23 protein-coding genes are annotated in these 22055 nt (G+C 43.9%); 10 read left to right on the forward strand and 13 right to left on the reverse strand.

Annotated elements, in window-relative coordinates:
* Window positions 1–105: 105 nt before the first annotated feature.
* Window positions 106–1170: an MATE family efflux transporter gene (locus LEPTO7376_RS06365; RefSeq protein WP_051188731.1), complete on the reverse strand. Its 1065-nt coding sequence runs from the start codon at window positions 1168–1170 to the stop codon at window positions 106–108.
* A gap of 23 nt (window positions 1171–1193) precedes the next feature.
* Between LEPTO7376_RS06365 and LEPTO7376_RS25630 the strand changes: the two genes are divergently transcribed.
* The 3 genes from LEPTO7376_RS25630 (at window position 1194) to rsmA (ending at window position 2975) form a co-directional block, all read left to right on the forward strand.
* Window positions 1194–1409, forward strand: coding sequence for a tetratricopeptide repeat protein (locus LEPTO7376_RS25630; RefSeq protein ID WP_225901254.1), 216 nt, complete (start codon window positions 1194–1196; stop codon window positions 1407–1409).
* Window positions 1410–1475: 66 nt separating this feature from the next.
* Window positions 1476–2075: a Uma2 family endonuclease gene (locus LEPTO7376_RS06370; protein ID WP_015133390.1), complete on the forward strand. Its 600-nt coding sequence runs from the start codon at window positions 1476–1478 to the stop codon at window positions 2073–2075.
* 81 nt (window positions 2076–2156) lie between these two features.
* Window positions 2157–2975 (forward strand): 16S rRNA (adenine(1518)-N(6)/adenine(1519)-N(6))-dimethyltransferase RsmA, encoded by an 819-nt coding sequence (rsmA, locus tag LEPTO7376_RS06375; protein WP_015133391.1) that lies wholly within the window; start codon window positions 2157–2159, stop codon window positions 2973–2975.
* Here the strand turns inward: rsmA and LEPTO7376_RS06380 are convergent.
* From LEPTO7376_RS06380 to LEPTO7376_RS06430, 11 genes are all read right to left on the reverse strand, one after another.
* Complete coding sequence (locus LEPTO7376_RS06380; RefSeq protein WP_015133392.1) at window positions 2972–3259, reverse strand: cupin domain-containing protein; 288 nt, start codon at window positions 3257–3259, stop codon at window positions 2972–2974. The genes rsmA and LEPTO7376_RS06380 overlap by 4 nt on opposite strands.
* A gap of 70 nt (window positions 3260–3329) precedes the next feature.
* Entirely contained in the window at window positions 3330–4049 is a 720-nt protein-coding gene (locus LEPTO7376_RS06385; RefSeq protein WP_015133393.1) for an SPOR domain-containing protein, read from the reverse strand.
* Window positions 4050–4313: 264 nt separating this feature from the next.
* Entirely contained in the window at window positions 4314–5183 is an 870-nt protein-coding gene (gene folD / locus LEPTO7376_RS06390; RefSeq protein WP_015133394.1) for a bifunctional methylenetetrahydrofolate dehydrogenase/methenyltetrahydrofolate cyclohydrolase FolD, read from the reverse strand.
* 87 nt (window positions 5184–5270) lie between these two features.
* Window positions 5271–6206, reverse strand: a complete 936-nt coding sequence (locus LEPTO7376_RS06395) for a succinate--CoA ligase (RefSeq protein ID WP_015133395.1) — start codon at window positions 6204–6206, stop codon at window positions 5271–5273.
* 21 nt (window positions 6207–6227) lie between these two features.
* A complete protein-coding gene (locus LEPTO7376_RS06400) occupies window positions 6228–7442 on the reverse strand; it encodes an ATP-grasp domain-containing protein (RefSeq protein WP_015133396.1) in 1215 nt (404 codons plus the stop codon).
* A 252-nt stretch (window positions 7443–7694) separates the two neighbouring features.
* A complete protein-coding gene (locus LEPTO7376_RS06405; protein ID WP_015133397.1) occupies window positions 7695–9119 on the reverse strand; it encodes a glycosyltransferase family 2 protein in 1425 nt (474 codons plus the stop codon).
* 206 nt (window positions 9120–9325) lie between these two features.
* Window positions 9326–11557, reverse strand: coding sequence for an ammonium transporter (gene amt, locus LEPTO7376_RS06410; RefSeq protein WP_015133398.1), 2232 nt, complete (start codon window positions 11555–11557; stop codon window positions 9326–9328).
* Window positions 11558–11774: 217 nt separating this feature from the next.
* Window positions 11775–12275 (reverse strand): hypothetical protein, encoded by a 501-nt coding sequence (locus LEPTO7376_RS06415; protein ID WP_015133399.1) that lies wholly within the window; start codon window positions 12273–12275, stop codon window positions 11775–11777.
* 138 nt (window positions 12276–12413) lie between these two features.
* A complete protein-coding gene (locus LEPTO7376_RS06420) occupies window positions 12414–12977 on the reverse strand; it encodes a thioredoxin family protein (protein ID WP_015133400.1) in 564 nt (187 codons plus the stop codon).
* A gap of 181 nt (window positions 12978–13158) precedes the next feature.
* Window positions 13159–13902, reverse strand: a complete 744-nt coding sequence (gene lptB, locus LEPTO7376_RS06425; protein WP_015133401.1) for an LPS export ABC transporter ATP-binding protein — start codon at window positions 13900–13902, stop codon at window positions 13159–13161.
* Window positions 13903–13963: 61 nt separating this feature from the next.
* The gene (locus LEPTO7376_RS06430) at window positions 13964–14461 is read right to left on the reverse strand and encodes an LptA/OstA family protein (RefSeq protein ID WP_015133402.1); all 498 of its coding nucleotides are present in this window, start codon (window positions 14459–14461) and stop codon (window positions 13964–13966) included.
* A 203-nt stretch (window positions 14462–14664) separates the two neighbouring features.
* Between LEPTO7376_RS06430 and LEPTO7376_RS06435 the strand changes: the two genes are divergently transcribed.
* Window positions 14665–15042, forward strand: a complete 378-nt coding sequence (locus LEPTO7376_RS06435) for a DUF1499 domain-containing protein (RefSeq protein ID WP_015133403.1) — start codon at window positions 14665–14667, stop codon at window positions 15040–15042.
* Window positions 15043–15146: 104 nt separating this feature from the next.
* On the opposite strand, the gene LEPTO7376_RS06440 is transcribed toward LEPTO7376_RS06435, so the two are convergent.
* The gene (locus tag LEPTO7376_RS06440; RefSeq protein WP_015133404.1) at window positions 15147–15851 is read right to left on the reverse strand and encodes a glutathione S-transferase family protein; all 705 of its coding nucleotides are present in this window, start codon (window positions 15849–15851) and stop codon (window positions 15147–15149) included.
* 153 nt (window positions 15852–16004) lie between these two features.
* Between LEPTO7376_RS06440 and LEPTO7376_RS06445 the strand changes: the two genes are divergently transcribed.
* From LEPTO7376_RS06445 to LEPTO7376_RS06470, 6 genes are all read left to right on the forward strand, one after another.
* On the forward strand, window positions 16005–16367 hold the full coding sequence (locus LEPTO7376_RS06445; RefSeq protein WP_015133405.1) for a helix-turn-helix domain-containing protein: 363 nt from the start codon (window positions 16005–16007) through the stop codon (window positions 16365–16367).
* 62 nt (window positions 16368–16429) lie between these two features.
* Window positions 16430–16993, forward strand: coding sequence for a Uma2 family endonuclease (locus LEPTO7376_RS06450; protein WP_015133406.1), 564 nt, complete (start codon window positions 16430–16432; stop codon window positions 16991–16993).
* A gap of 61 nt (window positions 16994–17054) precedes the next feature.
* Window positions 17055–18932: an NACHT domain-containing NTPase gene (locus tag LEPTO7376_RS06455; RefSeq protein ID WP_015133407.1), complete on the forward strand. Its 1878-nt coding sequence runs from the start codon at window positions 17055–17057 to the stop codon at window positions 18930–18932.
* 303 nt (window positions 18933–19235) lie between these two features.
* Window positions 19236–20051, forward strand: coding sequence for an SDR family oxidoreductase (locus tag LEPTO7376_RS06460; RefSeq protein WP_015133409.1), 816 nt, complete (start codon window positions 19236–19238; stop codon window positions 20049–20051).
* A gap of 99 nt (window positions 20052–20150) precedes the next feature.
* Window positions 20151–20924, forward strand: a complete 774-nt coding sequence (locus LEPTO7376_RS06465) for an SDR family oxidoreductase (RefSeq protein ID WP_015133410.1) — start codon at window positions 20151–20153, stop codon at window positions 20922–20924.
* Window positions 20855–21952: an AraC family transcriptional regulator gene (locus LEPTO7376_RS06470; protein WP_225901181.1), complete on the forward strand. Its 1098-nt coding sequence runs from the start codon at window positions 20855–20857 to the stop codon at window positions 21950–21952. Before LEPTO7376_RS06465 ends, LEPTO7376_RS06470 begins: the two co-directional genes overlap by 70 nt.
* Window positions 21953–22055: the final 103 nt, after the last annotated feature.

The raw sequence follows: 22055 nt of genomic DNA on the forward strand, positions 1-22055 counted from the left end.
TTCCAGATCGCCCGAAAAAGATGCGTTATGACGGATGTGAGGTTTGCGGTGATGTCATAATTATTTGCCGTCTTCACACATCCTACCATTGATAATTGGAGGCGTTTATGCTGAGATTTGGACTTTTTTGACAACCTCGGTTTCTCCTTGACCCATCATCAAAATCGGGAATTTATAGACGCGTAGGAGACGATAGGCGAGGTATAGACAAACCGTTCCCATGTAGCTCGTTAAGGCTGCCCATAATAAGTTTTCGCTCTGGAAATGGGTGGCGAGCAACACGAATGGACTAAAGCCAAACACAAACCCGAACAAGGCACTATTGCGGAGAGTGACACCGTCTTTAATGCCGCTAAAGTAGCTCTCCAACATAAAGGCGATCGCATTCAAGCCAAGTAAAGGGATAAGCCACATCGCCGAGCGTTGAATCATTTCGGTGACATCAGCATGGTTAGTCAAAATTTTGAAGATAGTCTGTGGGAAAAAGACAGTTACTAACGCAAAACTGAGGGCGATCGCCAAGCCAGTAAAGAGTGCAACTTTTAGGACAGATAGAATTTTCTGTGTTTGTTTTTGCCCTTTAAAATTACCGATGAGCGTCTGGGAAGTCATGCCGACTCCTTGTACCGTAAATTGGCTGAGGAGGGCAATCTGCAATAGCAAACCATTCTCTGCCAATAGCTCTGTACCAAAGGTGGCGCTGAGATTGGTAAAAATCGAATAGGCAGAAATCCAACTGAAGTACCGGACGAGCATATTCCCTTTTAGCGAGAGGGTTTGGGATAAATCTGCCCCTTTCAACATCCGTGACCAAGCGTCTCGGAGAAATTGCCATTTCGCGGTGAAGGTGATCGCCACCAAACCGACAAACAACGCTAAATATTGACTAATTGCAGTGGCTAGACCTGCTCCGGTACTTTCCCAGCCCCACTGCAAAATTATCCAGTAGTCAAAGAGCACATTACTGCCATTGCCAATAAAAGAAATGAGCAACACAATCCAATTCATCTCGCGGCCAAGGAACCAGCCAATCACCACAAAATTTAGGAGGACGGCAGGTGCACCCCAAATGCGGACATTAAAATAATCCAGCCCAGCCATCTCCATCTCCGAGGAGCCAGACAGCAGCGCAAATCCAAATTTATGGATCGGATATTGGAATAGCAACATCACCCCGGCGATCGCCCTCCATTATCGAAAAACAGTTAGAGGCAGACTATCCCTCTGTTGCCTATAACCTCAATAATCTGGGGTCAATGTACTATCAGCAGGACAAATTGACCGAAGCAAAAAAGTTATCATCCCATGGGTTAGAAATTCGCCAGAAAATTTTAGGCGATGACCATCCCCTCACCCAAACAACACAAGAATGGCTCGATCTAGTTCAGCAAGCTGTATTAGAAGACTAAAACTTTTAACAACTTCATGATTACCCGATTACAATAACGATAGTGATTCAGTGAGCCTGTGTGCCGATGGTGACTACGACCGATCAACAGCCACAAACTTTATCCCTCGAAGAATTTCTCCAGCAACAAGAGACAAAACCTGCCACCGAATTTTTTTATGGCAATCTGACGCAGAAACCAATGCCTACAGGAAAACATAGCCGTCTGCAAAGTCGTCTTGCGCGAGAAATAGATCAGAGAACAGAAGAGTCTGAGATCGCCTTAGCCCTCACAGAGTTACGCTGTACCTTCGGTGGACGTTCACTGGTGCCAGATATTGCCGTTATCCGTTGGGAAAACTTACCGTGGGACGAAGATGAGACCATTGGTGATCGTTTTGAGCAATGTCCCGACTGGGTAATCGAAATCCTCTCACCCCAACAACCCCAACATCTTGTGATGGAAAAAATTCTATTCTGTCTCCAGCATGGGACGATGCTCGGTTGGTTGATTGATCCCTATGTCGAAAGCGTGACCGTTTTCAAAAAAGATCAAGCACCCACATTACATTTGAGTACACCATTGCCCGACACCCAGGATCTTGCCCTACCCATGCTCGATGGTTTAGAGGATTGGCAACTTTACGCAAAAGATTTATTTGGCTGGCTAAAACGTTCGACTCGCTAGAAAAATGCTCTTAGAGTCTGCCCATGATGAGCACACTTAGGCTTGTAGAATAAGAGATTCCTTTCATTAGCACAAAAAACTATGCGCGCCCGAAAACAATTTGGTCAACATTGGCTCACTGACGATAGTATCCTCGACCAGATTGTGGCAGCAGCAGACTTACAACAGGGCGATCGCCTCCTAGAGATTGGACCGGGGAAAGGGGCATTAACGCGACGACTGTTACCCAATGCAGAGGCGTTACTTTCTGTAGAAATTGACCGAGATCTCTGCAAATATATGGTGCAAAACTACGGCGATCGCGATAACTTTTTGTTGCTTGAAGCCGATTATCTTAAGAGCAATATCGACGAATTTTTAAACGATTTCCCGAAGTTTCAGAACCCCCGCAAAGTGGTCGCGAATATTCCCTACAACATCACTGGCCCGATCATCGAAAAACTCCTCGGACGTATCGCCAACCCAAATCCCAACCCTTTTGAGTCTATCGTGCTGCTCATCCAAAAAGAAGTGGGCGATCGCCTCATTGCCGTGCCCCACACCAGAGCATTTGGCGCGTTAACCTTGCGGGTGCAGTATTTGGCAGAATGCGAAACCATTTGCCTTGTGCCACCAAAATCATTCCGTCCGAAGCCCAAGGTCGATTCTGTGGTTGTTCGCCTTAAACCGCGTCCACTTGGGAAACCTGCCCAAAATCCGAAACTCCTTGAAACCCTCATAAAAGTTGGGTTTATGAGCAAACGAAAAATGCTCCGCAATAATCTCAAGGGACTGTACAAAACAGAGATCCTTGATCCAATTTTTGCAGAGCTAGATATTAGCCAAAAAGCTCGGGGCGAAGAAGTTGATCTAATGCAATGGATAGCCCTCAGTGATCGCCTCAATGCCCTAGACGATTAACCGAAAAAATAATGCTTTTTCACGTCCTGCTTAATTTCCCAAGTGCAGCTTAAGCCAGAGGCAAAGGTGACTAAATCTCCCTTACCCATGGAGACAGGTTCACCGCCATCGGGCGTCACAATCACTTCCCCTTCAAGAAAATAACACGTCTCTCTGATGTCATATTCCCAAGGAAAAGTTGACGCTTCCTTTGTCCAGATGCTCCACTCAAAAACTCCTAACTCTTTTAGTTTGTTTGGGCTAGGGTTGTGATCGACGGAGATTGTTGCGGTTGTATTAGTCATTGTTGCAATTAAAAAAATCTACCTAAATTTATAGCGGCTCCACACCGAAAATCAGGCTCAGAAAAGATTACTAGTCTCGGAAATATAAGCGACTATCCAAAGATTCGGCACGAACTTGGGTATTCACCACTTCGGCTTCCTGGCGGCTCAGGAAAGGGCCAATGGCGATATGGTCGCCACGGGGAGAATCTTTTTCTTGCATCAAGCCAGAACTAATTCCAGCACTCAATAAGCGACTTTGGATTGTACTGAAAGAATCACCACGGGTCGGAATTGCGACAAAATAGCCCGCATTATCAACACTAGACCCAACAGCAACGATATCATCTTCGTCCACTTTGACGACTTTTGCGGAGATGCCTTGCTCCCGTAAATCAGCCTGTAAGTTACGGGCATTGTCTTTCTCAGAAAAGAGGCCTGCCTGAATGCGATCGCCTCTCAAAAAGGCATCGGGCTGAACCCGCTGAACCGCAGCGAGGGTTAAAGCATCATTTTTTGGGACTTCGACGCGGTAACCATCTGTAAAGTTCGTGATAGTCCTTGGGCTAGTAGTAGCCTTTGGTGCTTCAAAGTTAAATTCGCTAAGAGCAGGGGGCTGCGCAATGGGGACAACTTCTCTCACATCCTCATCTTCAGGGGTTTCCCGCAATGAGGGAATATCCGGTGGTACAGGCGGCAAACCTTGAAATACCGTAACCTGTGCTGTGGCGATCGCCCCTATGGAGAGGTAACCTAATAGCCCAAAGCCGGCAAAAGCTTTGACCACATGACGTTTTGTTGTTTGTTGCATTGCGTCTCTCCAGAACATATCCTGCGATTCACCCATAAAGCAGATTGCGATAGGCCAAAATCCCTAGAGATAGATAATCTCACGCTTAAAATTAACTCACATCTGTTAATTTTTCACGACAAATTAACGATAAATTTTAAAATTCATTGGATTTATTAATCACTGTAAAAGCAAAATCAGCGGATTTTGCATCCAAAATATACCCACAAACATCTAAAAATCACCAAAGTATCGGTGTCTATCCCCTCTAATATCGCTATCGAATTAGGTTTTTGCCTTTGCTTCATAGCTATTAAACGTATTTTGTAAGAGCATCGCCACCGTCATCGGGCCGATGCCGCCGGGCACAGGGGTAATATAAGATGCCACTTTTTCGGCAGCCTCAAACGCGATATCTCCGACCAATCGAGCTTTACCAGTTTCAGGATTTTCGACCCGGTTAATACCAACATCAATGGCGATCGCCCCAGGCTTAATCATGTCAGCTGTAATAAATTCTGATCGCCCCACAGCCGCCACGAGAATATCGGCCTCACGAGTAACTGCCGCCAAATCCTCAGTGCGGGAATGGGCAATCGTCACTGTGGCATTAGCTTCGAGCAACATCAGAGCAATCGGTTTCCCAACGAGAATACTGCGACCCACGACAACGGCTTTTTTTCCGGCGATGGGAATATCATATTCCTTCAGCAATTCCATCACGCCATAGGGTGTACAGCTTCGTAAACCTGGTTCAGACCGAACCAAATGTCCCAAATTGAGCGGGTGAAGGCCATCGGCGTCTTTTTCTGGGTCAATGGTTAATAGCAAACCAACAGAATCAAGGTGATCAGGTAACGGCAATTGCACAAGGATGCCATCGACACGGTCATCAGCGTTTAGCTCTTGGATCACGGCTTCTAGTTCAGCTTGGGTGACATCGGTTGGAAAATGTTTACCGAAAGAAGCAATGCCTACTCGCTCACAGGAACGTTCTTTATTACGCACATAAGCGGCACTTGCGGGATTATCTCCCACCATCAACACAGCCAACCCTGGTGGACGACCCATCTGCGGTTCAAGTTGGGCAACTTTTTCTTTGAGAGTAGCTTTGATTTTCTTGGCAAAGCCTTTGCCGTCAAGGATTTGAGCCATTGATGTGACCTCGGTTCTGGAATAAAAAATGTAGTGGGCGACGCCTATTCTGTGCAGAGATAAATAGTAATCAGGCTTAACGTTATCCTATTTTGCTGAACTTTTCGATTTACGTTGACGATGGGATTTTGGTGAGGCGATCGCCTTCTGAATCAATTTTGGTAAATCGCTGAGCGAACGGGCAAAGGATAATTTTTCTCGCTTAAAGAGAGCTGCCATTTCAGTTTCACTGTAGTTTTCACTGAGGCAATAAGACAGTTGATTCGCAATGATTGTGCCTGCATTATGACAACTGCGGTCGAGGGGAGCATGACTACCACAAAGGTAAGTCACCACAGGAGTTGAAAGTTGTTCACGGATGAAAGGAATAGCCTGCACTTCCTCACGAGAACCATACCGTCCCAGTAGGGCGATCGCCTTAGTTTTCGGGTCGGCATCAAGGATATTCAGCCATTGCGTCAGAGTCGAACCTGGCAACTCAGCATTACCCACATCGATTACACAAGACTGCCCGAACCCAGCTTTATTTAACGCAATGGCTGCCTCTTGAGCCAAGCTATGAAATCGACTCAGTAGAGCCACTTCCCCCGCCATAAAATGATCTACAAAACCTGTTCCCAACCATAATGCTCCCGGTAAAACAAAGCCACTACTACCAGGGCCGAGAATACGCACATCGTATTTTTTTGCTTTACGGAATAGACGCACCATATCCAATGGCGGTACATCTTCAGAGACAATGACCAATTGTTTGATCCCCGCGGCGATCGCCTCAGAAGCCGCATCTAAAACCTCAAAAGTATCCACAAAAATCAAGCTTGTGGTCATCTTACCCAGTTCACTATTCGCCGTGGTCACGAGGTCAAAAACAGGAATATTATCAATAGTTTTGCCGCCGCGTCCCGCACTAACCCCCGCAACAATCTGCGTGCCATAGGCCAACATCCGTGGCACATAATATTGGGCCAGCGGCGTGTCGATCCCCTGCACCAAAATATTTTTGTTTGTTTCCCAATTAATCATAGATGCTCTAATGATCCCAACCTACGCACGAACATTTCTTTGTTTACTCAAGGCGATCGCCCGACTAATAGCATCGCTGAGCTCAGTTTCCCAATAGAGCGAACTATCAAAGGTATTTTCAATGGTAGGTAAACATCGCACCACCACTTCTGGAAATGTCGATTCTGACACAGTGGGTATTGTAACGGTCGTCTGATGTCCCATAGGTGCCCGATTAATCACAGGACTCGGTTGCTTTATGTAGGTCGCCAGATGTTGCAAAATTTGTTGATTTATCTCATCATCAGCAACCAAATTTAGCAATAAAACATCCACCTGCGGCAACGATTTTACTTGCTCTAAAATTGCCATCATCTGTGTTTCGAGCTCTTGGGGTACGAACATTGAACTTTGATCATAGGGGCCTAAAATCCAGCAACAAGCGGGGTGACCTTTTTGATCATGGATCGTGTCCCAGATAAGTGCTGCCGCACCCACCCCCACACAAATAATGCCAATTTTTCCACCGGTGACATCGTGTTTCCAAAATAAGGGGCCTGTTGCGGTCATTTTGCGAGGGCTATCAGACATTGAGCGATCGCCAAACTTCGCAATGTCTGCATGTTTACGCAAGGCTGTATTGTGGGCGAGAACCTTGCCGCCGAGGGCCATCAGTTCACCATTTTGACCAATGCCGAGGGGATTAATTTCAATCAGTTCGAGATCTTTCGCGAGCAATAGCTCATACATTTTCTGAATAATCTGACTCAGGCTGATCACCAGTTCTCCCGATACGCCCATTTTATGGAGGAGATGACGGGCATAAAAGGGTGAAAATGATCCTTCGATGACCACCTGATGTAAATTTGCCAGAAGAGTATTGACATCGACATTTGTATCGCCAAAGGCAGAGCCAATTAAGACTGGTCGTTGCAATTCATAGTCCAACACCACCGCTAAAAAGATTTCCTGTTCGCTTCGATATTGGGCTTCAGCTAAAATCACCTCAGGGTATTGTCCAGCGATCGCCAAATTAAAAATATTGCGGGCCGCGGCGATCGCATCAATCGTATTCTGCACTGATTTAATGCCACCAACCTTGCCCCGTCCCCCACTAGAAACCTGAGACTTTAACACAACAGGATAGGGAATTTGCAACTGTTTCAACTCGCGCGCATCGGAAATCACCTGTGACGGTAGCGTCGGAATACCCACCTGACGAAAGAGTTGTTTTGCTTGATATTCGAGCAATTCCATAACAGTAGATATAACCTATGCAGACAAATAGAAATGTAGCGATTTAGTGTCTTCACCTTCATTGTCCACAATATAGCGAATTGCAACTCATTTCATTGTGGCGAAGGTGGCGATCTTAGCATTTAAGTTAGGTTGTCTGAGTCGTCATTACTATAAATATTTCACGACATTAAAAAAGGTAGAGGCCTGATTAACCAAACCTCTACCTAACATCAATTTAATTGGATTATTGATTGAGTCTAGTACCAATGTTTAAGACTGAGAAACAAGGGTTTCTTGTTCGCCTTGGTGCACCGTTTTAACCCATTTGAGGCGTTTCCGACGGACAGACATTCTTGCCGTGGTAATGGGCATCACCACTAGCCAATGCAACATATATACCGACGTCACTAAGCAATTGCCAGTAATCTTTTTCAGTTTTTGCCAAGACCAAGGTTCATGTTTGTAGACCCGCAACGTTCCTTCGAGCATCGCCCAAGAAGTGAGCACAGTGGCGAGGATAGTCATCGGGAATAGAATCGGTAAATGCCCGGTGGCGATCGCAAAGACAAAATCTGGGATCGCCGCTGTGGGCAACAAATACTGCATCAAAATGAATGAAAACAGATCGATTTTCTTCCCAAAACCGAGTCGTTGATTAGAGAAATAACGCCAATAATCTAAGTAACGTTGGTAACCGCCTTCAGCCCAGCGACTGCGTTGGTGCCACAGGGAAACAGCTTTAGTGACGCCTTCTTCTTGTACAGCGGGCTCTAATAAAAATCCAATCTTCCAATCGTCGAGATGTAACCGGATTGTTAGATCGAGATCATCGGTAATAGTTTCTTCATTCCAGCCACCACATTGATCCAAGGCTGTCCGTCGCACAAATTGGCCATTTCCGCGCAGCTCACCAATACCACCAAGGGCAATACGTTGTTGCTGAAAATAGCCATCAAGGATCATTTCAGTCGCCTGCCCCCTTGTCCAAAAATTGAGGGATTCATTGGCGATCGCCTTCCGAACTTGAATAGCGCCCATCTTTTGATCGTTAAACATTGGCACCACATGGCGTAGCAAATCCTTTGGTGCCACAGCATCAGCATCAAAAACTGCCACAAGATCGCCTTGGGTATCCGCTAAAACTTGATTAAGAGCGCCAGACTTACCGCCACCAGCATTGGGAGGACGGTGCACGACTTTTAATTGTGAAAACTCTGTTGCTAACTGATCTAAGATTTGTCCTGTTTTATCAGTGCTCGCATCATCAATTAGCCACACATCATATTTATCGACAGGGTAATCGAGCTGACAAAGATTTTTGACGAGGCGGGAAATTACTGCTTCTTCATTTTTTGCTGACACAACTAATGAAACAGTGGGTACATCTGCAAGCTGATCGTCGGTGAGAGGAATGGGTGATTCGTCAGGTTTTTGACTGACGAGACGAATAGCTTGAATAAACAACAAACCTGTAGCGCCAATAACTGCAGTCGATCCCCAGCTCATGATGTGCAACACAAAGGCGATCGCCCAAATACAGGTCAACATAAACGCCGATTTTTTGCGCCGTCCCCCCAGGCCTTGGAAAAAGTCTTCTCGAAACTCCTCTTCTGCCTCCTCGGGATCGGTAAACTCATTGAGGAGCGTTTCAAAGGGATCAATGTTGTCTTCTTCTTGCCAAGGCTGATTTGCCATCGTCGATTTACTCTCCTGTGCCAAACACCAACGGTTCGTCAATATTGTTACGAAGCTTGACATTTATGATAGTCGATTACCTAGACAACTTTGCTGTTAATGTCATCCCCTAAGCAGAGCAATTGTGCGGACACCGCAATAAAAAGACTGTCCGAACACTCCAATCATTGATCTAACAAATGTATTTCTTTAGAATTCTGTCGCGTTTAGATAGGTTCATTATGGATAGAAAAATATTGTTCAACACGATTCCGGCCTCCAGTTTTAGCTCGATAAAGGGCTTTGTCCGCTCTCATTAGTAAAGTATCGAGAGGCACAGCTTCTTGAACCATGGTGAGACCAATACTAATCGTCACAGAAATCGTCTCGTTATTCCCTGGAATTCTGCTATTTTCGACTGTTTGGCGCAGTTCTTCGGCGATCGCCAAAGCTTCTTCTAAGGGAGCTTGCAGCAACATAATCGCAAATTCTTCACCCTCTAGCCGACCCATAAAACCATTCTGTTCAACTAAACGACGGCACTGCTGGGCAATCTCCTTCAGCACAAGATCTCCCATGCCATGGCCAAACTGGTCGTTAACACGTTTGAAATAATCCACGTCCAACATCATCAAAGCGGAGGATCCTGATTCGATTTGGTCATGGGCGATCGCCTCTTTGGCTTCCTCAAAAAAAGCACGACGGTTATAAAGTCCGGTCAGTTCATCCCGCATCGCAAGGAAATGTAATTGCCGTTCCCGCTGAATGTGTACAGAAATATCACTAAACGAAAACAGTACACATTGGTAGCCATCGTAAATAATTTCTAAACCTGAAATCAGTGACCAAAACGTCTCCTGATTAACACGACAAAATCTCGCCTCAAAACTTTCAATCTGTCCGTCTTGTTGGATTTGGTTCAGAAAATCGCGGCGCTCGCTCGATGTATACCAAAAATCTAATTCGTGATATCGCCCAACTTCCTGCAATGAGAACCCAAATAATTCAGCGGCCTGCTGGTTAATGAATAAAATGACACTCGTCGTGCGATCGCTAATAACGACGGGAAATGCTGGTGAATTTAAAACCCTTAAAAGCTGATCATGGCTGGCATTAAGTTCTGAGCGAATTTGATTCATCTTTGCCAAAACACGATTGTAATGACTGGCAATAAGAGCCATATCTGTTTCTGGCTCCATAAAAATCGGCTGCGTAAAATTCTCCAATAACAAATGCTCATTCATACCCTTGATCAAATCTTGGGTAGCTGTCCCTGCACCATGCTCAGCAACATTAAGGCCCATTCTTTCCTCGTTGGCAGTTACCCGTAACGGCACAAAATGATTGATCAGTTTCAACAGTAGATAACTGACGCTAAATGAATAAAAAGCAACCGTTATCACACCAAGAATTTGGATCCCAAGCAATCGCCACAAACTATATTCCACATCCCATAGAGTCGGATCTCGGAATAATGGCACAGCCAGTGTCCCCCATATCCCACAAATCAAATGGGCAGATACAACCCCCACCGGATCATCCAGGCGATACCAAACCAAAACCCGTGCAGCAATAGTACAGAGCACTCCGCCGATGGCTCCTGCACAAATCGCCCCCAACAACGACATCACATCACAGCCCGCTGTTACAGACACTAAACCAGCAACCACTCCATTCATAACGAGAGGCACCTTTGGTTTGCGATCAAAATACCAAGTGGTAAAAAGAGCTGTTAGTCCACCCGCAGCTCCCCCTTGTGCCGTATTTACCAAAATCTGTGGCACTAGACCAGTAAATGCCAAAGTACTGCCACCATTAAAGCCAAACCACCCAAACCACAACAGAAACACACCGAGTACTGCTGTTGGTAAATTATCGCCGTCAATATTTTTCAGCTTCGGTGTAAAGCGTCCAATCCGAGGACCAATAATCAAGATTGCGGCGAGTGCCATCCAGCCTCCCACCGAATGCACGACTGTAGACCCAGCAAAATCATGAAATTGCAAACGACCCAGCCAGCCATCTGTGGGCTGAAATAGCTGCCCACCCCAAACCCAATGGCCAGTGACTGGATAAACCAAAGTAGAAAGAATTACGGCCACAATGAAGTAGCCGAAAAAACTCATGCGTTCTGCGACAGCACCAGAAACAATGGTTGTAGCTGTGCCACAAAATGTGACAAAAAAAAGAAATAAGCTGTAGTCTTCGCCTGTCCATTCGGAAACTGGTGGAATGCTTCCACCGACCAAGCCATAGTGACTCTCGCCAAACATAAGGGCGCAACCGATCATCGAAAAAAGTAGGGACGCCACACAGAAATCAACGAGATTTTTAATAGCGACGTTAATGCTATTTTTTGCTCGGACTAACCCACTCTCTAGGCAACAAAATCCCGCCTGCATTGTGCTGACCAGTATTGCGCAAAAGATTACCCAGAGGATATTTAGGCTGGAGTCCATATGAAAGGCACGACCTTTTTAATAGATGATTAGATCGTCTATTAAGGATGTTTTTCTGAATTTTAGAATTAGAGTGATCATGAAAAAACAATGGACAAACCAGGATGGGCGATCGCCTTGCGAGTAGACGGCAGTAACCATTAGCCAACTACCTGTAGCTGACCACCTACTAATCTGTCCCATGCTTAGTAGAGCAATTTAGATAAATATTTGCGATTTACAGTACCGATTTAGTGGAGGAAGTGCTTAAAAAACGAAGTCCTGCAATGGCACCAAGGGTAATCAAAATGAGTGCAAAAGAATAGGCAAAGACATCATGGCGATGGGGCTCTTGGGTTTCGGCAGGAAGACTCTGGCTAATGGCTTCTAGTTCGACACCAGCTTCATTCACAGGCACAACAAGGTAATCCCAGTGGCTACTTTCTGCATCACCAATTTCGACTGCCCATTCTCCTTGAACAGCTTGATCTGGCTGGAAGCTAAACTTACCTTCGCTGTCAGTACGTCCCATCAGAACAGGCTCGTCAGGATTTTCGGGAGAGTAAATCATGACAGGAGCACCGGGAAAACTTTCGCCATCGCCAAAGGTTGCTTGAATTTCGAGGGCATCAAAGTGCAGTTGGTAATCAGTTTGGATAGCGTGGGCGGTGGCAACTTTCGCGCCGACCATCAGACTGAGAGGAGTGAAGGCAAAGAGTACGGCTTGTTTGATAGTCATGGTGATAGGAGTGGATAGAGGTCAAAGAAGTGGGAAAGCAAAATTCATGCAGAGAGGCTCCACGTCTGGCGATCGCCTCAATTAATGCTTACACATTATACTGAATGAATTTTTTCGGATTGACGGTGTGGCAACCTTCTATGTTTCGACTTGAGCACCGTGGCTACGGGGATCGCTTTGGGTCGTTTTCGGAGCATCTTTAAGCTTAGAGATTTGGCCTTGCTTATAGGTGTAGGGCAAATCAGTATGGGCAATTAACGCATCGAGATCTGCTTCTAAAACAGTGCGGGGTTGTTCACCAATCGTTTCGGCGATCGCCTCACTGGTTTCATCCAAAAATACGAAGTGAGGAATACCATCAACGCGATATTTCAGCACCTCGGGTAACCATTTGCCGTTATCGACATTGAGCATTACAAAATTGAGGCGATCATCATAATTCCCTTTGATCTGGCGCAAATCCTCTGCCATTGCCTGACAACTCGTACACCAGTCCGCATAAAACTCCACAAGGGTCGGTTTTTCATTAGCTAACGCTACATCCAAAGAAACCGCAGCCTCAGCTTGAGCTTCTAAAGTAACGGCAGGTGGTTGAGTTTTTATTCCCATAGCAAGGGCAACCCCTAGGGCGATCGCCACAAAACCAACAATTAATCGCTGCCATTTTCCCTGATTGTTGCTTGGTGTCTGTGTTTCACTCATGACCTAAACCTTATGCTTAACTAAAAATCTAAACCGTAAAAAGCATTGTAAGCATAGATATCATCGGATTTCTTTATTAACAGCAAAATCCCTGCGAAACGAAACATTTTCACGCAGTCATCAGTATTCCGAAATTCAAGTCCTAAATCCGAATTGTAAGAGTCATTTTTTGAGTGCAACTTTAAGGGTAATTAACACCCCGCTCAAAGTTTTCACCGAGATAATATTCTCGCACTAAAGGATTGTTATAAAGTTCTTCCGGTGTGCCTGCCGCTAAAATTTCACCTTCTCGCATAATGTAGGCTCGGTCAGTAATAGCCAACGTTTCTCGAACATTATGGTCGGTGATTAGAATCCCCATATCCCGTTCACGAAGCTGCGCGACAATCGCTTGAATTTCTGCCACAGCAATCGGGTCAACTCCAGCAAACGGCTCATCAAGTAAGAGAAATTTAGGGCCTCTTCCTTCTACTGCAAGGGCACGGGCTAACTCTGTTCGGCGACGTTCTCCACCTGAGATTAATTTGCCTTTCGTATTCATGATTTTGGTCAGGCGAAATTCTTCAAGGAGTCCCTGCAACCGTTGGCGCTGTTGTCGTGGCGAAAGGGGAGATTGCTCTAAAACTAACTGAATATTTTCTTTAACTGATAAATTCCGAAAAATGCTGGGCTGTTGCGTCAGATAGCCAATTCCAAGTTTTGCGCGCTGGTCGATACTTAGCGAAGTAACATCTCTTTGATTCATCCAAACTTGACCTTCGTTCGGTTTAATCAACCCAGTGGTGATGTAAAAAGTCGTGGTCTTCCCTGCACCATTCGGGCCGAGTAACCCGACAATTTCGCCACGATTGACCTTGAGATTAACGCGATTAACGATGACACGTTTGCCGTAAACTTTGCGGATGTTGTCGAGGAGGATAGTCACAATGCTGCGGATAAAGAGTCAGAGAAAAAAATTTGCGGCAGTTGATCTGCTGAAAACTTTTTTACGGTAGGTTAATCGTCGGTTCAGGGTCGGGTTGGGCTGGCGCTGTATTAGAGTCAGCGGGGGCAGTTTCTTCTTCAGGGACAAGATAAATGGCTTCAACTTGTTCGCTGGGAGCTGGGGTTGCGACAAACCGACCTTCGTCAATGTTATAGGTCATCCGTTCAGCGCGCATACTATTGCCATCTTGAAGTACATAAACGTTACCGCTCAGAACAAGGGTACGCTCGGTAGAAAAGTATTGGGCTTGGGCAGCTGTGCCTTGAATATTACGGGCAGGATAATTAATCCGAACATTACCCCGTGCAGTGATTACGCCTGTTTCAGTGTTGGCTTCTTGGATATCAGATTGAACGGTGAGAGCACCAGCATTCTGGGCTTGGACTGGGGCTTGGACTGGGTTGGTCAGGGTTAGTAGAGCTGTGCTGGCGATCGCCGCCAACAGACCACCAGAAAAGAGAGAAATGTGTTTACCGAAGCCCTGAAACCTTGGAGCCATACTGTTTAACCTAATAAGTCAAAAAATCCTACGATAGTTTATGTGACGCAAAATCATGCGCTGAGTTGCTAAGCATTGTCCCATGATCAAAGCTTAGATTCAGATCATCGCTGCGCTTTCTCAAGAAAATCCGGATATCATGACCAATGTAACAGTGTTTTAAGCCAATCTCGGTTGGGGTTGGTGCGAGGAGTGTGTGCATTATGTTTAATTTTTCTGGTAAGCGTCCCGAAAATCTCGGTGTGACAGACGGCAAATTAAATGCTTGTCCGGGTACGCCTAACTGTGTCTGTAGTCAGAGCGATCGCCCCCAAGAAAAAATCGAGGCTTTACCTGCGGTTTCTCTCGATCAGTTACGCCAAGTGATTGAAGGTTTAGAACGGACAACGATCATCAAACAAACTGACAATTATCTCTACGCAGAGTTTAAGAGTAAGTTGATGGGCTTTGTTGACGATGTGGAATTTTTCCATGATGGTCAGGCGATTCAAGTGCGTTCTGCTTCTCGCCTCGGGAAATCCGATCTTGGTGCGAATCGTGAGCGAGTTGAGATGATTCGCTCTGCAATCCAGTTCATGTAAGTCTCTACCTTTCCCAACTATTAAAAATTAGTTAGCGGCGATCGCCTTTTCCTATCACGAGGAGAAGGCGATCATTAATTTATGTCGATTCTTCATCTTTGATCTTACGCATCAAACCGAGATGCATTCTCTGACTCGGAACTAGCAATCTCACCTTTCCCGAAAAACGCAGGGAATGGTTTTGGAATCGTAAGAGCCTTTTGGGTTTTCGGGCGAGCATCGATACGGTCAAACCATGTTTGCAAATTCTCTAATCCATCGATAGAGACCTTTGCCCAAGGGTAAGAACGCGCCCAAGGATACATCGCCATATCGACGATAGTGAATTCTTTTCCTAACAAATACTCCTTTCCTTCTAGCTGTCGGTCTAGTACTTCTAAAAGTCTTCTGGATTCTGCTACATAGCGATCAATGGCATATTGATCTTCAATACCTTTTGGTGCGGCAATCCGTTGGAAAAACATCGCCTGCCCCATCATTGGGCCAATGCCACTCATCTGAAACATCATCCATTGCAACGCTTCTGATCGTGCTTTTTCGCCAGCAGGCAAAAACTTGTTGTATTTCTCCGCGAGATACCAAAGGATTGCGCCGGATTCAAAGACCGCAAAATCATTGTTGCTACGATCAACAATTGTGGGGATACGGCCATTGGGATTGAGCTTCATATACCAATCAGATTTTTGCTCTTTCTTCCCAAAGTCTATGTAAGTTAGCTCGTACTCGATCTCTGCTTCTTCTAAGAAAATGACGGGTTTCCAACCGTTCATCGTGGAGGCGGTATAGAGATGGATATCTGGGGTTGTCATAACAAAATTCCTGACTATCAATCTGTCTGTTGCTGTGCGATTCAGCTCTTCTAAAGATGAAGAAATAAATTGCGCTATGGGTAGTTACGATTCAAGATAGTCAGACTGGTCACTAGAATCAATCAGTATACTTTTAGTAACCTAGTGGGATGTATGAGCGATTCTGTAGAAATAGTCACTAACGCCAATGGTCAAAAAGAGGCGATCGCCCCTTGTTTAGAGCCTTGTCCTATCGAACGGGGTATGAGGATTTTGGGCGGCAAATGGAAGGGGTCAATTCTTTGGCACCTGAAGGATGGGCCAGTACGTTTCAATGATTTGGCGCGTCAATTAGGTGGAGCCAGTAAAAAGATGGTGAGTCAAAGGCTACGGGAAATGGAAGAAGCTAATTTGGTGGAACGCAAAGTTCTCTGCGATCGCCCTATTGCGGTGACTTATGAGATTACAGAATTTGGGAGAACTGCGCTGGGCTTTTTAGAGGAAGTCAAAAATTGGGTGGAAAGTAATCAGCTCTAGTTTCTTCTCGATTTGATTGCTTTAGAATGGCAATATGCTCACAGAGTTTTAGGTCACTAAACATGGTGCAAGCTGTCCCCAAAATCCTAACGCTACAAGATTTTTTGCTACTGCCAGAAACAAAGCCAGCTAGTGAGTTTATTAATGGAGAAGTCATTCAAAAGCCCATGCCAAAAGGACGGCATAGTCGTTTACAAGGAAAGCTCTGTAGTGCAATCAACCAAGTCGCTGAAGAATCAAAAATAGCCTATGCCTTTCCAGAATTGCGCTGTAGTTTTGGCGATCGCTCTGTAGTTCCAGATCTCGCTGTTTTTACATGGGAGCGTATTCCTTTTACGTCAGAAGGTGATGTCCCAGACAATTTTCCATTAGCGCCAGACTGGACAATCGAAATTCTTTCCCCTGAACAACGGCCCAACAAAGTCTTGGGAAATATCCTTTATTGTCTCGAAAATGGTAGCCATCTCGGCTGGTTTATTGATCCCGATGACCTCAGTATTTTGTGTTTATCGCCATCACAGCAACCAACCTTATTTGAAGGGGAACAAGTAGTAACAAGTCTTCCAAAAATAGAGTTAAAGCTCACTGCTAATCAAGTATTTAGTTGGCTAAATATGAATCCATAATTAGAGCTGCATTTCTTATGGGACAGTTAAAATAAATAAAATCCATGTCGATAACTGAAAAATGCAAGAATCAGAGATCTTTTCTGTAATCCCTAAAATTGTCAGTGGGGTTTCAAAGCCTGTTTTTAAATCTTTACAAAATCAAGGTCTCAAGAAAGTTGGACAATTAGAGGTAGACTTCAACTTTTGTTTTACTGAATATCTAAAAAGAAATTTCAATAAATGTTCTAAGACTAAAACAATCCTATATAGAGATCAGCCAGTAAATCTCAAAGACTTTTATGTAAGAACTGACTTACAGAGAAAAGGTCATTTTTTAGGGCAGACAATTACAGAAAATGAGTTTCTAGATATCATCAAAAGTGAACAAAGAATAATTATTTCAGGAACAGCAGGATCTGGAAAATCGACATTCTGTAAAAGTATTTTTCTAGACTTGATTGAAACTCACAATGAAATCATACCTCTATTTTTAGAATTGAGACAGCTTAACTCTGAGAAAGAATTAAGTATTTTAGAGTATCTCATTAATGAATTAAAAAAGTTTAAGTCGAGTTTTGCCGGTGATCAACTTGATTATGCGTTGAAGAAAGGTAAGATAATCCTGATTCTAGATGGTTTTGATGAAGTCAATAGAGATAGGAAAGAAGTTGTAGAGAGAGAAATTATTGAAATTGCTGGACACTATGAGAATGTTCTTTTAGTTTGTTCTACGCGACCCGATGACAGATTTATCTCATGGGAAGAATTTCATACTTATCAAGTACTCCCTTTAGATAAAGTTAAAGCATTAAACTTAATCAGAAAAATGAGGTTTGATGCAACTATAAAATCCAACTTTATCAAGGCTCTTGATGCAAACTTATATGATAAGCATAAAAGTTTTGCAAGTAACCCACTACTGCTAACTATGATGCTATTAACTTACGAGCAGATAGCAGAAATACCAGAAAAAATCCACTTATTTTATCACGAAGCATTTTCAACACTTTTTCATAAGCATGATGCCTTCAAAAGCTCATATAGAAGGAAAACATATACTGGTTTATCTATTGACGATTTTGCTAAATTACTATCGACATTTTCTCTATTAAGTTACTCTCAGGAGAAGTATAGTTTTTCAAGAGATGAATTGATCGAATTACTGAAAGCATCAAAAAAAATATCAAAGATAATAGCAGAAGAAGAGAATATATTAAATGATTTGTTATTTAGTGTATGCATACTACAAAAAGATGGTTTGAAATATACATTTACTCATCGTTCATTTCAAGAATATTTTACTGCACTTTTTCTGACTAACTTTAATAGCTGCCAGAAATATGAGCTTTTTGAAAAGGTTGCTTTTACGAACCGTTCTGATAGCGTAATTATGATTTCGCTTGAGATAAATCAAGAGTTAGTAGAGAAAGAATGGATAATACCAAAATTAAAATGGTTTCTTGAACAATTTTCATCGAAGAATGCTTCATTCGAAAACACATTAAACAATATTTCATTGGTTTTTAGTGGATTACAATATTTTTCTGCTTCAGATATGGCTGATATGAAAAACATTGATATTTCAGAGGCATCTCCTGATATCGGACTCACATACAAAAGTCCTTCAAAGATAGCTGATTGCTATATGCTTTTTGAAGATTTATATAAGCAAGAGATGAATTCTTTTTGTGGCGAAATGACATATTCATATTCAACGCAGGAAAAAGATGCAAAACAAAAACTATTATCTAGTATTGAGTTGAACTTTCATCCATTATTATTCGAATCAATATCACCGGAGATTCAAGAACTTATTGAAGAAGCCAATTTACTTCGATATTATGATAGCTCTATCAAATTTTTCCGAAGTTTACTGACATCACTAGAGGAGAAACATAATCAACAAGAAAAAGATATCACAGAATTTATTCTTCAAGATGGTGGAACTTTTAAATAATTGCAGCAGGTAAGAACGAGTGAATTCTGAGTATCTTTCAATCATATCAATTTTAAATAGACACTAATGATAATCATTTCCCCAAAGGAACATTTACCACCCCATTGCGATGACGTATGAGATTACGGAAGTTGGAAAAACTGCACTGGGCTTAAAAAAAAAATTGGGTCGAGGAAAATCAACTTTAATTTGTTGGCATGAAATGCAATTAAGTTGGCGTGAATTGTAATACCCAAAGCTAATTCTGTTTTTTAGGATGTGGTTAATCACAAATGTTCCTTCCACAATCACAGACTAAACATCATGGCTAATACAGTTTTAATCACTGGCTCCAGCAGTGGCATCGGCAAGGCAACGGCTAAATATTTTCAGGAAAAAGGCTGGAATGTGATTGCAACCATGCGATCGCCCCAAAAAGAAACCGAGCTTACAGAATTAGAGAATGTGTTGGTAACGCGCCTTGATGTGACAGATTCAGAATCTATCGAGTCGGCAATCAAAGCTGGGCTAGAAAAATTCGGCAAAATTGATGCACTGGTAAATAATGCGGGTTACGGCGCTTTTGGTGCCCTCGAAGGTTTTCCGATAGATAAAATTCGTCGTCAATTTGATACGAATGTCATTGGTTTACTGGAAACGACCCAAGCGGTTCTGCCTCATTTTCGTCAACAGAAATCCGGCACCATCGTTAATGTTTCGTCCGTTGGCGGCAAGATGACTTTTCCGTTATTCAGTCTTTACCACGGTACAAAATTTGCTGTGGAAGGCATTTCAGAATCGTTGCATTATGAGCTGGAACCCATCGGCATCAAAGTGAAAATTATCGAACCGGGAGCGATCGCCACAGAGTTTGCGGGACGATCTTTTGATTTCGTTAACGATGAATCCCTCTCGGAATATCAAGACATTACCAATAAATTATTGGGGGCTTTTGAAACCATTGGCAGTCAATCATCCCCTGCCAGTGTCGTTGCAGAAGTGATTTGGACAGCAGTCACTGATGGCACGAAAACCCTCCGCTACACCGCCGGAGAAGATGCCAAAGTCTTTATGGCGAACCGCAAAGCTCTCGATGATGAAACCTTTATTAATGGCTTGAAAGAGCAATTTGGTTTGTAAATTTAAGCGAGATTTATCTCACTACAATTGTTGTGATGGAGGGTCGGCGATCGCCCTAGGTTCGTCTATTTCTCCATCCTTTACTCTCCACCAAACACCATGAATACAGCATTAATTACAGGCGCATCGAGCGGTATTGGCAAAGAACTCGCGAAAATCCATGCCTCGAAAAAAGGAGATGTGGTTTTAGTAGCCCGCCGGGAACAAGCCCTCAATGAACTTAAAGCCGAACTTGAACAGGCCTATGGCATCACTGCAACGGTCATTACCGCCGATTTATCGGAACCGGACTCTGCGAACAACATTTTCCAAGCGACGGAAGCAGCAGGTATTCAAATCGATATTTTGATTAATAATGCGGGTTTTGGGGGTCACGGCAAATTTCATGAACGGGATCTCGCCAAGGATCAAGCCATGATGCAAGTGAATATGGTGTCCCTCGTAAATCTGACGCATCTTTATCTACAGGGCATGGTGCAACGCAACTCCGGCAAAATTCTCCATGTGGCTTCCACAGCGGGCTTTATTCCAGGGCCATTACAAGCGGTTTATTACGCCACCAAAGCCTTTGTGAATTCTTTCTCCCAGGCGATCGCCCAAGAATTATCTGATACAAATGTCACTTCGACGGCATTATGTCCGGGGGCGGTGGCGACGGAATTTGTGGCAGCGGGAGACCTTGAAGGCACAACAACTTGGGACAACGCAGCAACTGCAAAATCTGTGGCGCAATGTGGTTATGACGCAATGATGCGAGGCGATCTCTTGAAAATCAACGAAGGCCGTTTAGCCTTTTTGTTGAAATGGGTGATTCCATTCCTCCCCCGCAAAATGGTGCTCAAATTGTCCCAACAATCTATGGAAAAACATTAATTCAACCTGCCGAATTTTCAGCTATGAATACAAGCCAGAGAAAGTTTTTGTTGGATCAGGGCTGGCAAGTTTTCCTGAATGATTTAAAAATCATCCCACAGGATTTATTGCGACAGGCGAATTTACCCCTCGACTTATTCAGCCAAGCAAAGCCCATGCTCAGCACACCAGAATATTTTCGGTTGTGGGATAGTTTGGCCAGTTTACTCTCGGATGATCCAGCTTTTCCGTTGCGCGTTGCCCAGTCCATCTCGGTGGAATTTTTTAGCCCAGCAATGTTTGCCTGCATCTGTAGCGATAATTTGGCGATCGCCCTGCAAAGATTAGCGCAATATAAACCATTGGTGGGGCCATGGCGTTTAGTCGTCGAAACAAATGATCGTCACACAGCAGTCTCATTTGGGGAATTTCCTGGCCAACTCCCCTTGCCTCCATCCCTCATTGCGATGGAATTAGCATTTTTTGTCCATTTAGCGAGAATGGCGACGCGCGATCGCCTGATTCCCCTTCAAGTTCACACAACAGTCGATATTCCAGCCCTTGAACAATACGAAGCATTCTTTGGTATCCCCGTCACAAAAGGTCAAACTGATGGCGTAATTTTTTCGGCGATCGATGTAGCCAAACCCTTTCTCACGTCCAATGCTGGGATGTGGTCAATATTTGAACCTGTCCTCAACCAGCGCCTCCATGAACTGCAACAACATGATTTATTTAGCGATCGCGTGCGAGCTTGCTTAGCCGAAATTTTAGCGAGTGGACAATGCTCAATGGCAGACGTGGCAAAGAGATTAGCCGTTAGCCCCAGAACTCTACAACGCCGACTCAAAGCAGAAAACAGCAGCTTCAAACAAGAATTAAGTGATTTACGAGCAGAACTTGCTAACCATTATCTCGTTACGACAACCTATTCCAGCTCTGAAATTTCATTTTTACTTGGTTACAGCGATCCCAGTTCATTCTTTAGAGCATTCAATATCTGGACTGGCAAAACTCCCGATCTCGTTAGAGAAATGTCACGTGCTTAGACTACTCAGTGAGATATAGAATGTATCTTAAGAGATATGTTGATAGCAGATAATTCCCAATCTAAATAAATCAAAAAACTCAAATAGAAAATCTTTTTTGAAT

Origin of the sequence: [Leptolyngbya] sp. PCC 7376 (assembly GCF_000316605.1) — a bacterium.
In the GTDB taxonomy this organism is placed as follows: Bacteria; Cyanobacteriota; Cyanobacteriia; order Cyanobacteriales; family MRBY01; genus MRBY01.